A 12,072-nucleotide genomic window follows, 5' to 3' on the forward strand; every position below is an offset into this window, starting at 1 on the left:
TGTAGTTGGCAGAAACTTTGTTAAACGGAGAGAAAGATGACATTATTAACCATTGCCATCCCTAGTTATAATGCTCAAGATTACTTGCACTACTGTGTATCGTCCTTAGTTGTAGGTGGGGATCAAGTAGAGATTTTGATTATCAATGACGGTTCAAGTGACCGAACTCAAGAAATTGCAGAAGAATTGGCAGTTAAATATCCAAATGTGCGTGCCATTTATCAGGAAAATAAGGGTCACGGTGGAGCAGTTAATACAGGTCTTCGAGAAGCGCGTGGACTGTACTATAAGGTTGTTGACAGCGATGACTGGGTGGATGCGCGTGCTTATATCAAGATTTTAGAAACCTTGACTAGACTAGAATCCGAAGGCAATCTCGTAGATGCGTTTATCTCGAATTTTGTCTATGAAAAAGAAGGCCAAAATCGTAAAAAATCGATGAGCTACAAGGATGTTATGCCCGTAGAAAAAGTCTTTACTTGGGATGAAATGGGTGCTTTTTCAAAAGGTCAATACATGATGATGCACTCGCTCATTTATCGGACAGAGCTCTTGCGTCAGATTGGATTAGAGTTGCCTGAGCATACCTTCTACGTGGACAATATCTTTGTCTTTACACCTTCCAAGCATATCAAGACCATGTACTATTTGCCGGTGGATTTTTACCGCTACTTTATCGGTCGTGACGACCAGTCGGTCAATGAATCTGTTATGATTAAACGGATTGACCAGCAGTTAAAAGTCAATAAAATTTTGGTTGATGAGTTAAAACTAGATGAAATTACTTCTAGCGATCAGCGGAGCTATCTTCTCAATCACGTGGAGATTGTTACAACTGTTTCCTGTGCCCTTCTCAATCGTGCAGGAACAGCAGAACACATGACCAAAAAACAAGAGTTGTGGGAATATATTGAAAATAATAACCCAGAATTATTTAAAGTCATTCGTAACGGTCTTTTGGGCCAGTTGACCAATTTGTACGGCTATCCAGGCCGAAAATTATCCAATGCACTTTACAAAGTTGCCAAGAAAATTTATGGATTCAACTAATATTTAAGAAAAGGTTAAGCAAGTTTGACTATACTTAATGTATTCTTTTTCATATATCTCCTGAAGAGTAGCCCGAGAGCTGCTTTTCTTTTTCTTTGTGCTATAATAGAAAGGAAAAAGAAAGGGGTTACAACATGCAAGTGTTAGGACAAACTGGACTAGAGGTATCAAGGATTGCCTTAGGTTGTATGCGGATGGATGCTCTATCGGTAGCGGACGCAAGTCGGGTGCTAGATACAGCCTTGGAAAACGGAATTACTTTTTTTGACCATGCAGATATTTATGGCGGAGGACAATCTGAACGAAATTTTGCTGCTGCTGTCAAGGAGGTTGGTCTAAAGAGAGAGGACATCGTTCTACAGTCCAAATGTGGGATTCATGATGGCTATTTTGACTTTTCAAAAGAGCATATTTTACAGTCAGTAGACGGTATTTTATCACGGTTAGAGACAGATTATCTCGATGTATTGGCCTTGCATCGTCCAGATGCCTTGATGGAAGCAGAAGAAGTAACCGAGGCTTTTCATCTCTTAAAAGCGTCTGGGAAAGTTCGTCATTTCGGTGTTAGCAACCAGAATATTTACCAGATGGAGTTGCTTCAATCCTATATGGAGACGCCGATAGCAGTTAATCAATTGCAGCTATCTCCTGCTCATACACCGATGATTGATGCAGGATTTCATGTCAATATGAAAGATGATGCAGCCACCATGCGCGACGGAGGGCTGATTGATTATTGTCAGCTCAAGAAGATTACGATTCAAGCCTGGTCACCATTTTTAGTCAGCTTGTCAGAAGGTATTTTCGCGGCAAATCCAGCTTATGCCCAACTGAATGAAACGATTTCCAAGTACGCTCGCCAATATGGTGTCTCTGATGAGGCGATTGTAGTGGCTTGGATTCTACGTCACCCAGCTAAGATACAAACCATTGTTGGCTCGATGAACCCTGAGCGAATTGCTCATATTGCGCAGGCAGAGAAGGTGACATTGACGCGCGCAGAGTGGTACGATATTTATATGAGTGCGGGCAATATCTTGCCTTAGAAGGAGTCAGTATGGACTGGACTGTTAAGTCTTTTTCAGAATTAAGTCTGGAAGAATTGTATCAGCTATTGGAATTGCGTTCGGAAGTCTTCGTTGTCGAGCAAGAGTGTGCTTATCAGGATGTAGATGGTGTGGATCTGGAGTGCCACCATTTGTTTGGCAAAGCCGATGGAAAGATTGTCAGCTATCTGCGAATCTTACCCCCAGGTTTAACATTTCCAGAAGCTTCTATTGGCCGAGTGGTGATTCAGTCAGAATACCGTGGACAGAAGCTTGCGGGCTCAATGCTAGAAACTGCCATTCAGTATCTAACTGAGGAAATGGGACAAGAGGCAATTAAAATTTCTGCCCAAACCTATCTCAAAAAATTCTATCAGGCTCATGGATTTGTAGCCGTGTCGGACATGTATTTGGAAGCCGGCATTCCGCATATGGATATGGTTTATAAAAAGTGAAAGGCTGGATAAAGAATTCCAGCTTTTATGATTTCTTGTCAGGAAAATCCGCCAAATAGTCCAAATTAAGGCTGTTTTATGTTAGAATAATAAGGAATGAATAAAGCAAAAAGAGGATAAATATGGAACGTTCTATGTATGCTGGGCGTGTTCGTAGTGAGCACATCGGAAATAAAATTACCTTGAAAGGTTGGGTTGGTCGTCGTCGTGACCTTGGAGGTCTTATCTTTATCGACCTTCGTGACCGTGAAGGAATCATGCAGTTGGTCATCAATCCTGAGGAAGTATCACCAGAAGTGATGGCAACCGCAGAAACTCTTCGTAGCGAGTATGTCATTGAAGTGACAGGTACTGTTGCTGCGCGTGAACAAGCTAATGATCAGTTGGCAACAGGTGCGGTCGAGTTGAAAGTCGACACTCTTGAAGTTCTAAACAGCGCCAAGACAACTCCATTTGAAATCAAAGATGGTATTGAAGCTAATGACGACACGCGTATGCGTTACCGCTACCTTGACTTGCGTCGTCCAGAGATGCTTGAAAACTTCAAATTACGTGCAAAAGTGACACATTCTATCCGTAACTACCTGGATGAATTGGAGTTCATCGATGTGGAAACACCAATGTTGACAAAATCAACTCCAGAAGGCGCGCGTGACTACTTGGTACCAAGTCGTGTGAATCAAGGTCATTTCTACGCTTTGCCACAAAGTCCACAGATTACAAAGCAACTGCTGATGAATGCTGGCTTTGACCGTTATTACCAAATCGTAAAATGTTTCCGCGATGAAGACCTCCGTGGTGACCGTCAACCTGAGTTTACACAAGTTGACTTGGAGACTTCTTTCTTATCAGACCAAGAAATTCAAGACATCGTTGAAGGTATGATTGCCCGTGTCATGAAAGAAACAAAAGGAATGGACGTCACTCTTCCTTTCCCACGTATGGCCTACGATGATGCCATGAACAACTACGGTTCAGATAAACCGGATACTCGTTTTGAGATGCTCTTGCAAGACTTGACAGATGTTGTCAAGGAAGTTGACTTCAAAGTCTTTTCAGAAGCACCTGTTGTGAAAGCAATCGTTGTAAAAAATAATGCAGACAAGTATTCACGTAAAGACATTGATAAGCTGACAGAAGTCGCAAAACAGTTCGGCGCCAAAGGTCTTGCCTGGGTTAAGGTGGCAGAGAGTGCTCTTGCAGGACCAGTTGCCAAATTCTTGACAAGTGTGGAAAGTAAGTTGACAGAAACTTTACAGCTTGAAGATAATGACCTTGTTTTGTTTGTAGCAGATACATTGGAAGTTGCCAACAATACACTTGGTGCGCTTCGCACACGCATTGCCAAAGAGTTGGACTTGATTGACCAAGCTAAATTTAACTTCTTGTGGGTTGTGGATTGGCCAATGTTTGAATGGTCTGAAGAAGAGGGCCGTTACATGTCAGCTCACCATCCCTTCACTTTGCCGACAAACGAGTCTGCTCATGAGTTAGAGTGTGATTTGGCTAAGGTAAAAGCAGTAGCCTACGATATCGTTTTGAATGGCTATGAGCTTGGTGGCGGAAGCCTTCGTATTAACCAAAAAGACATGCAAGAACGGATGTTCAAAGCGCTTGGCTTTACAGCTGAGTCAGCTAAGGAACAATTTGGATTCTTGTTAGAAGCCATGGACTATGGATTCCCACCACATGGTGGAGTGGCGATTGGACTTGACCGCTTTGTCATGATTTTGGCAGGTAAGGACAATATTCGCGAAGTCATTGCCTTCCCTAAAAATAATAAAGCAAGCGACCCGATGACTCAGGCCCCAAGTACGGTTTCAGGTGCTCAATTGGATGAATTGGCCTTGCACATTCACTTACCGGAATAAGAAAGAAACGAGCCCTAGGCTCGTTTTGCATGGAGAAACATGGTGAGAAAAACCACATTTATCAAGAAATTACGCTATTTCCTACGCAGAGGTGCGCGTAGGGTTGGACTTTTAAAAACCTTACGTAGTATTTCACGTGAAAAATACGCGGAAAAAATATCCGCTTCCATCGTCTATGGTCTCTTGTCTAGTATTGCTGTCAACTTTTTCTACCAGTCAGGTCAGGTCTACTCGACAGGTGTGACGGGTCTGGCGCAGATTATCCACACCGTAACGGAACGGACGCTTGGCGCAGGGATTCCTATTTCAATTTCTTTTTATGCCATCAATCTGCCCTTGTTGATTATGGCTTGGTATACGATTGGACATAAATTTACCATATTTACCTTTATCACGGTAACGATGAGTTCCCTTTTTATTCAGTTTATTCCTGTTGTTCCCCTGACGCACGATCCCTTGATCAATGCGATTTTCGGTGGCCTCTTTCTCGGGACAGGGATTGGATTTGCCCTGAAAAATAACATTTCAAGCGGTGGAACGGATATTGTCAGTCTAACGATTCGTCGGAAAACTGGGCGTACAGTTGGAAAGATTTCTCTTTTTATCAATGCATTCATTATTGCAGGGGCAGGTATCCTTTTTGGATGGCAATCTGCTCTCTACTCTATGGTGGCTCTGTTTGTCATGACACAAGTGACAGATGCCATTTACACCAAGCAAAAGAAAATGCAGGCTATGATTATCACCAGTCATCCTGATGCGGTGATTAAGATGGTGCATAAGAAACTCCATCGCGGCGTAACCTGTATCAATGAAGCCGAAGGGACCTACAACCACGAGAAAAAATCAGTGTTACTGGCGGTTATTACTCGTGCAGAATTCAATGATTTTAAGTTTTATATGAAAAAAACGGACCCAGCAGCCTTTGTATCCGTGTCTGAAAACGTGCAAATCATCGGCCGTTTTGTAGACTTGGAATAAGGTAAGGGGCATTTATAAAAAATAAAATGAAAGGAGCCCAATGAAGAAAAAAATTTATCTAGTTTATATTAGCCTTAGTGGCAATACACAGAGTTTTGTAAATCGCCTTACCAGTTTTTTTCAATTCCAGACGGATTTGGAGATAGAGTCTGTTCACGTCAAGGATTTGGTTAAGGAAGAAATACCATTTTACGCCTTAGACGCCCCCTTTGTGGCTTTTCTACCTACCTATCTCGAAGGTGGAAATGGCGTAGACAATGGTGATACCGAGATTTTGACAAATCCTTTGGGTGATTTTATCGCCTATGAGGATAATCACGAGCGCTGCTTAGGAATTGTCGGTTCGGGCAATCGAAACTTTAATCATCAGTATTGTCTGACTGCCAAGCAATATGCAGAGCGCTTCGGATTTCCAGTCATTGATAATTTTGAACTACGCGGTCTGCAAAATGATGTTGAGCGGATTGGTAGAAAAATTATAGATTTGGTTGATGAAATAAATTAAAAAAACCACCACTGGTGGTTTTTTAATTACTTAAGATACAGATGCTTTGACCCGCGATAGTGAATGGTTCTTCCGTTTGAGCTTCTAGCGGAGGATAGTTGAATAGCACGGTTTGATCTGCTTCTTTTGCAAATTCAAAATCTGTCGATGCAAAATTGATGATAAATTGCAATTCTTCATCGCCTTGGCGAAGTGTGTAGCGGAGTACAAACTCTGTCAACCAGTAGAAATCGCTGACCGTGTGTATGCTATCGTAATCTGCCTGTGTCATCACAGGATGTTCCTTGCGGAATTGGATGAGCCGACTGATAAATTGAACATGCTCTTGGTAAGTAAGCGCACGTGTCCAATCGAGGCGGTTAACGCTATCAGGAATGTTATAAGTGTTATCAATTTCATCCTTGGTACGGAAAAATTCTTGACCGCTATGCAGGAAGGCTGTTCCTTGAGCAATCAATGTCAGCTGCAGACCAAAGCTAGCTGCCCGTTTTTGCTGATGAACGGTCCAACTTGGATCCTCAATGTGGAAATAGTCAAAAGCAGTTGCATTGTCATGGCACTCGATGTAGTTGAGTGATTGCTCTGGACTGATATAATGTCCATTTCGGCTAGCAGCTAGTAGATTTTGTATTTTTTCGTGCTCTTGCTTTTCAACCAATCGTTGTGGATTGAGGATGAGTTTTTTGAAGCTGTCACGGTAGTCATCGTTGAAAAATGCGATATCAGGAAGTTTTTTTGCATTATATTGATGAGCGAGTTGATCAAAGTCAAGTCCGGTAGCCATTTTCCAGCCTTCGCCATAGAGATAAAGAGCCGGATTGATAGCACGCAATTCCTGAGCCGCTGCATTGATTGTATCCGCGTCAAGGATTCCCATAAGGTCAAAGCGGAAACCGTCAAATCCATAGAGTTCAACCCACTGCTTGAGAGATTGACGAATGTAACGTCCAACCATGGCGCGTTCACTGGCCACATCATTGCCGCAGAAGGTACCGGATACGCGCTGACGCTTGTCGTCATAGCGGAAGAAATAACCTGGAACGATGCGCTCAAAAGCGAAGGTATCTGCGTTGTAAACGTGGTTGTAGACAACATCCATGGTTACTCCAATACCAGCCTTGTGGTAGTGGTTGATGGCTTCTTGCAGTTCGATGATTCGTGCATAGGGATCGTTTGGATTTGATGAGAAAGATCCTTCAGGAACATTGTACTGAACGGGGTCGTAGCCCCAGTTGTAAACTGTCTGAGGCTGCGTTTCGTCGACACTTCCAAAGTCATACAAAGGCATGAGCTGAACGTGTGTAATGCCAAGATTTTTCACGTAGTCAAAACCAATACTTTGTCCGTCGAGTGTTGGAGATTCGGTAAGGCCCATAAATTGACTGGCATGTTGGAAACCTGCTTCTTTTTGTTGTGAAAAATCACGGACGCTCATTTCATAGATAATAGCTTGCGAAATCGGGAGCGTCTTTTCAAGAGGGAGTGGTTTTACGAATTTGTCTGGATTGACGATGTAGCTATGGCCAGAATTGGCTTGCGAAGAAAGTGCATAAGGGTCATGTACTTCAAGCCATTCTCCATTGACACGGTGAAGGTAGCAGTAAGTTTTCCCCTCTAAGTCGCCAGAAACTGTAGCTATCCAGCTGCCTTGTTTTCCTTTTTCCATGGCATGAGGAGTCCCCTCAATGACCACAAAAGCCTGTCTTGAAATTGGGGCCCAAAAACGGAAAGTTGTGCTCTTAGAGCTGTAAGTTGCACCTAGGTCTGTGCCTTTGTAGGCAAAAGTTTTATCGAAGACTTTGCTGCGGACGATGTCTCCAAAAGCCAACTCTGTGTGGTTACGGTCTTGGTCAAGAATCGTGTAAAAAGACTTCAAATCAACTTTATGAGGGCTTTTCAGTTGGAAGGTAATCGTATCTTGTTCTTCAACTGTGGAGAGGAGTTTTAGTTGGAGGTTGGTTGTTTCGTTTTCCAGACGGAAAACCATGTTTTCGTGTGGGAGGCTGGCATCCATTTGGACACGGATGAGCTGTTCTGTATCTAAAAAAGCTTTGAATTGACGTAAGGCCATGAGCCGAGAAATTCCTTTCTAAAGTTCAATGATAGTATGTGGAATCAGTTGACGGTAGCAGATTTGACGATTTTCCTTGCTGTCACCGATGATTTGTAGGAGTGTTTTGAGTGCTTCTTGTCCTAGTTTTACAGCGTTGATATCGACATAGGCATCGACTTTTACCTTTGGACGAACTGAGTCAAAGGAGATGATCGGCAATTTGAGTCCGATTTCATCTAGATACGCCATGACCCCTTCAGCTACGATGGTGTCGGTTGTGACGATGGCGTCAAGAGGTTGTTTGACCAATTTCTGAATAATCTTGTACGAATTATCTTCCAGAAGGAAACCGGCAGAAAATTTGACCTTGGATTCTTCAAGTGGAATATCGTAGGCTTTAAGTGCTTGTTTATAGCCTTCGTAACGGTCTTGTGAAACGACCAATTCCTTGTTCCCACCGACAAAACCAATGTTTTTATATCCTTTTTTGATAAAATATTCGGTTGCTTCATAGCATGCTTGAATATTGTCATTGTCCACCAGAGAGACAAAAGGAGAAATAGCCTTCCCTAAAACGAGAAACGGGAAGTTATGCTGCAGTGCTAACTTGACAAGCGGATCATCTGGTTGTGAATAGAGGAAAATCAGCCCATCCACCCGACGACCGTAAACCATCTGAGAAACAGCTTCTAATCGCTGATTATCATCTTTTCCTGTACTAATCTGGATGGCGTAACCGTTGTCTGCAGCAACCTGAGAAATCCCCCGCAAAGCCTGAGGGAAGAAGGGATTTTGGTAGAAGGTGTCCGACTCCACAGGGAGAATGAGCCCGATCACTTGGCTGTAGCTGCTGACAAGGCTTCTAGCATTGAGATTTGGATGGTAATTTAACTCTTGCATGGCCTTGCGAACAGTGTCTTTTGTTTGTTGGCTGATAGAAGAGCTATTTTGGATAACGCGAGTGACAGTAGATGGCGAGACACCAGCCAATTTTGCCACGTCTTTGATAGTAGTACGCATAATTGCCTCCCTATGCTTGATCTTTGAATTTTGTTTTGAAAAATACCCAGATTAAGAGTAGCACAAAAAGTGCATTTTGTATTGTGATAAGGTTAGCAATCTGAACACCAAATAGTCCAGTTAAGCAGGCAACTAGGGTTGGAATGCCCAAGCAGTTTAGAGTAAAGGTCACACATTGACCAAAGCTCGTAAAATCAAACAATTTAGACCGCTTAGTTAGGTAGAGAATACCACTTGCTCCCAAGAGCAAAATGAGGAAATTCACTCCTAAAAGAAGACTGGATACGGTGATTAGAAGAAGAGTGATACTGGCACGGTTTGTCTTGAACCAAGCCTTAGATAGAGCCTGTGTCAGCTCTTTTCTAGATTGGAAATCACTAGTTTTCAGATCTTTGTATGAAATTTCAGCCAGTGTCTTGTCGTCATTTCGAAGGATAATCTGCTTGGTGGCCAATTGGTAGGAAAATCCGCTTAGCTGGTGAGCAGTTTCATCAAAATAGACTTGCCCATGATCTTTTCCAGTGTAGCTGAGTTTGCCATCAGTAATCGTAATCTGCTTCAAATCGTCCATCACTTGAGGAGTCAGAGGGCTATAGATGCCAGGAATCATCGTATCTAAGGGATAGGAATCCATACGAGCGATGTGCAGACTATTTGGAAACACCAAAAGTGCAATTAGAAAAAGACTAGTGAGCAGACCTTTCCAAAAGTTTAATCTCTTCCGACCAGCAAAAATGCGCTGAGCTGAGAATGTATTTGCAAAGTAAGAAAATGGATAAGGTAGCATAGAAATGCCTTTCTAAGGTCCATATGACCAGAAAAAGAAAATGGGACAAGTACTCTTGCACCACTTTCTTTTGTGTAATAAGCTTTCTACATTACTATAAAGTTTGTAGGGAAACTTGTCAACTATCCTTTCGTACCACCATCTGTCAAACCAGAAACAAAGTTCTTTTGTAGGAAGAAGAAGAGGATAGAGATTGGAACAGCAATGAGGATAGCACCAGCTGCAAAGAGAGTTACTTTTTGATTTTTAGCATCAATAATAAACGTTTGAAGTCCGACGGCTACTGTGTAATTTTCTTGTGAACGAAGTAAGAATTTTGCCAGCATGAAATCTCCAAATGGTCCCATAAATGCCCACAAGGCCTGTACGGCAATCATAGGTTTTACCAGTGGGAGGACGATTTGATAGAAGGTCTTGAAATGACCAGCTCCGTCCAGCTTGGCAGACTCGTCAAGGTCATACGGTACAGTATCAAAGTACCCTTTCATAAGCCAAGCGTTCATTGGAATACCACCACCTACGTAAATTAGGATTAGGAACCAATAATGGTTGAGGGCATTGAAGAGCCATGCCATAACGAAATAGGCGGTTAAGGCAGCCATGGTAGGAACCATTTGGATGACCAAGAAAAACAGCAAGCTTTTCTTACGACCCACAAAGTCATATCTACTGTAAGCATAGCCTGTTAAAGTAATGACTGTTACTTGAATGAGCATCGTGAAGAAGGCAACAATCAAAGTGTTCATATACCAACGACCATATAGAGTTTCTGTAAACAGTCTTCGGAAATTCTCTACTGTCCAAACACCATCCAGAGTGAAGGTAAAGGAGGTGATATTTCCTGGTCGAAAGGCTGAACTAACAGTTACTAAAATCGGAAACAGTATAATAATTGCCAGTAGAATAAGATAAGCGTAGGTAAAGAATTGAGAGAGAAATCGATTACGCTTTAGAGAACTTTTTTGAAATTTTCCTGTCATTTATCGGTCCTCCATGTCAAATGCATTGAATTTTTTAAAGGTAATGAGGGATACAGATATGACAATCAGTGAGATAATCAAAGTAACTGCAGACGCCATTGAAAATTGAGGTGAAGTCTGAGTAGTCAACTTGTAAATCCAAGAAATCAAAATATCTGTAGAACCTGCACCACCACCAACGCTACCAGGTCCACCGTTATTAAAGAGGTAGATGATAGAGAAGTTGTTAAAGTTGAAAGTATATTGTGAAATAAAGGTCGGAGCGGCTACAGCTAAAATCATTGGAAGTGTAATTTTCCAGAATTTTTGCCAAGCACTAGCACCATCAATAATGGCTGCTTCATATAGGTCAGATGGAATAGATTGTAGAATACCAGATACCAAGATATAGATATAAGGGAAACCAAGCCAACCCTGTACCATTACAACAGCTATTTTTGTCCAAGTAGGATCTGTTTTCCAAGGAACAATCCCAAAGTCAAGGAATGGTAAAATTTTCTCAATGAAAGGTAAAACTTGCACATTCATTGCACCAATAGAGTCATTGAAAAAGTTTCCAAAACTCATAATGGAAATAAAGGCAGGCACAGCCCAAGGGAGGAGGAAAATGACCCCGAATACACGTTTGAACTTGATGAATGGCTGATTTGCAATGATAGCAGTAGCTACACCTACTACAATTTGTAAGGTAGAAGCTGCCAAAGTCCAAATAAATGTCCAAGATAAAACAGACGAGAAGGCACTACGGAAAGTGCTAAGCTCGACCATATTCACAAAATTTTTGAAGCCAACCCAATCCAGTAATTTTTGTGGAGGAATATGTCTAAAGTCGTAGTTTGTAAAAGCGATAAAGATGGTCACTAATACAGGAAAGACAATAGCAAAAGTCATGGCTAAATAAGCAGGAATTGTTAATAAATAAGGAAAACCGTTCTCGTAAATTGTTTGCAGAGTTTCTTTGGCTGTCATAGGAACTTTCATTCCTTGATTGAGCATTTCAGCCGTCTTTTTTGCATCCCTCATACAAATAATATGGACGATAATCATTACGAGGAAGAGAATTAGCTGCATTGCTCCCTTGATTAATAGGAATAGGGAGTGATCAATAACAGGTGTATCCCCGAGGGTGATTAATCCGTGGATAGCAGGGATACCAAAGGTAACTATTTCAATTAATTCAAGAAAGAAGACAGCAAGGAGTAAAGTCCCCTTCGCCTTCTGTTTGTTGTAGAATTGCCCCAGTCCTAGAATGAGGGAAAGCCACATGGCTAGGCGAGGGTTCTGTTGTTTTTGTTCCATTGTGTCTCCTTTCTGAAACTACGTA

At 42.0% G+C, this 12,072-nt stretch carries 11 protein-coding genes; 6 read left to right on the forward strand and 5 right to left on the reverse strand.

Features of this window, described 5'->3' with window-relative positions:
* Positions 1-36: 36 nt before the first annotated feature.
* The 6 genes from J2T50_RS05780 to nrdI all read left to right on the forward strand — a co-directional run bounded on the left by J2T50_RS05780 (position 37) and on the right by nrdI (position 5,908).
* Positions 37-1,050, forward strand: a complete 1,014-nt coding sequence (locus J2T50_RS05780; RefSeq protein WP_253364632.1) for a glycosyltransferase family 2 protein — start codon at positions 37-39, stop codon at positions 1,048-1,050.
* 134 nt (positions 1,051-1,184) lie between these two features.
* Entirely contained in the window at positions 1,185-2,096 is a 912-nt protein-coding gene (locus J2T50_RS05785) for an aldo/keto reductase (RefSeq protein WP_253364634.1), read from the forward strand.
* 11 nt (positions 2,097-2,107) lie between these two features.
* Positions 2,108-2,551, forward strand: a complete 444-nt coding sequence (locus J2T50_RS05790; RefSeq protein WP_253364636.1) for a GNAT family N-acetyltransferase — start codon at positions 2,108-2,110, stop codon at positions 2,549-2,551.
* 122 nt (positions 2,552-2,673) lie between these two features.
* On the forward strand, positions 2,674-4,422 hold the full coding sequence (gene aspS, locus J2T50_RS05795; RefSeq protein ID WP_253364638.1) for an aspartate--tRNA ligase: 1,749 nt from the start codon (positions 2,674-2,676) through the stop codon (positions 4,420-4,422).
* A 39-nt stretch (positions 4,423-4,461) separates the two neighbouring features.
* Positions 4,462-5,403: a YitT family protein gene (locus J2T50_RS05800; protein ID WP_253364640.1), complete on the forward strand. Its 942-nt coding sequence runs from the start codon at positions 4,462-4,464 to the stop codon at positions 5,401-5,403.
* Between the two features lie 40 nt (positions 5,404-5,443).
* Positions 5,444-5,908, forward strand: coding sequence for a class Ib ribonucleoside-diphosphate reductase assembly flavoprotein NrdI (gene nrdI, locus J2T50_RS05805; RefSeq protein WP_253364643.1), 465 nt, complete (start codon positions 5,444-5,446; stop codon positions 5,906-5,908).
* A 22-nt stretch (positions 5,909-5,930) separates the two neighbouring features.
* On the opposite strand, the gene pulA is transcribed toward nrdI, so the two are convergent.
* The 5 genes from pulA to J2T50_RS05830 form a co-directional block, all read right to left on the reverse strand.
* Positions 5,931-7,979 (reverse strand): type I pullulanase, encoded by a 2,049-nt coding sequence (pulA, locus tag J2T50_RS05810; protein WP_253364645.1) that lies wholly within the window; start codon positions 7,977-7,979, stop codon positions 5,931-5,933.
* 18 nt (positions 7,980-7,997) lie between these two features.
* A complete protein-coding gene (locus J2T50_RS05815; protein ID WP_253364647.1) occupies positions 7,998-8,981 on the reverse strand; it encodes a LacI family DNA-binding transcriptional regulator in 984 nt (327 codons plus the stop codon).
* A 10-nt stretch (positions 8,982-8,991) separates the two neighbouring features.
* A complete protein-coding gene (locus J2T50_RS05820; RefSeq protein ID WP_253364649.1) occupies positions 8,992-9,768 on the reverse strand; it encodes a DUF1189 family protein in 777 nt (258 codons plus the stop codon).
* A gap of 122 nt (positions 9,769-9,890) precedes the next feature.
* The gene (locus J2T50_RS05825; RefSeq protein ID WP_253364650.1) at positions 9,891-10,748 is read right to left on the reverse strand and encodes a sugar ABC transporter permease; all 858 of its coding nucleotides are present in this window, start codon (positions 10,746-10,748) and stop codon (positions 9,891-9,893) included.
* Positions 10,749-12,047 carry a carbohydrate ABC transporter permease gene (locus tag J2T50_RS05830; RefSeq protein WP_253364653.1) on the reverse strand — a complete coding sequence of 433 codons (1,299 nt, stop codon included), beginning with the start codon at positions 12,045-12,047 and terminating at the stop codon, positions 10,749-10,751.
* Between the last annotated feature and the right edge of the window lie 25 nt (positions 12,048-12,072).

Source organism: Streptococcus gallinaceus, from assembly GCF_024170225.1.
Classification (GTDB): domain Bacteria; phylum Bacillota; class Bacilli; order Lactobacillales; family Streptococcaceae; genus Streptococcus; species Streptococcus gallinaceus.

What these genes read in the sequence shown, in the direction of transcription:
- J2T50_RS05790 (WP_253364636.1), top strand. Translation starts at nt 2,108, where the DNA reads ATGGACTGGACTGTTAAGTCTTTTTCAGAATTAAGTCTGGAAGAATTG.
- pulA (WP_253364645.1), bottom strand. Translation starts at nt 7,979, where the DNA reads ATGGCCTTACGTCAATTCAAAGCTTTTTTAGATACAGAACAGCTCATC.
- J2T50_RS05815 (WP_253364647.1), bottom strand. Translation starts at nt 8,981, where the DNA reads ATGCGTACTACTATCAAAGACGTGGCAAAATTGGCTGGTGTCTCGCCA.
- J2T50_RS05825 (WP_253364650.1), bottom strand. Translation starts at nt 10,748, where the DNA reads ATGACAGGAAAATTTCAAAAAAGTTCTCTAAAGCGTAATCGATTTCTC.
- J2T50_RS05830 (WP_253364653.1), bottom strand. Translation starts at nt 12,047, where the DNA reads ATGGAACAAAAACAACAGAACCCTCGCCTAGCCATGTGGCTTTCCCTC.
- J2T50_RS05780 (WP_253364632.1), top strand. Translation starts at nt 37, where the DNA reads ATGACATTATTAACCATTGCCATCCCTAGTTATAATGCTCAAGATTAC.
- aspS (WP_253364638.1), top strand. Translation starts at nt 2,674, where the DNA reads ATGGAACGTTCTATGTATGCTGGGCGTGTTCGTAGTGAGCACATCGGA.
- J2T50_RS05800 (WP_253364640.1), top strand. Translation starts at nt 4,462, where the DNA reads ATGGTGAGAAAAACCACATTTATCAAGAAATTACGCTATTTCCTACGC.
- J2T50_RS05820 (WP_253364649.1), bottom strand. Translation starts at nt 9,768, where the DNA reads ATGCTACCTTATCCATTTTCTTACTTTGCAAATACATTCTCAGCTCAG.
- nrdI (WP_253364643.1), top strand. Translation starts at nt 5,444, where the DNA reads ATGAAGAAAAAAATTTATCTAGTTTATATTAGCCTTAGTGGCAATACA.
- J2T50_RS05785 (WP_253364634.1), top strand. Translation starts at nt 1,185, where the DNA reads ATGCAAGTGTTAGGACAAACTGGACTAGAGGTATCAAGGATTGCCTTA.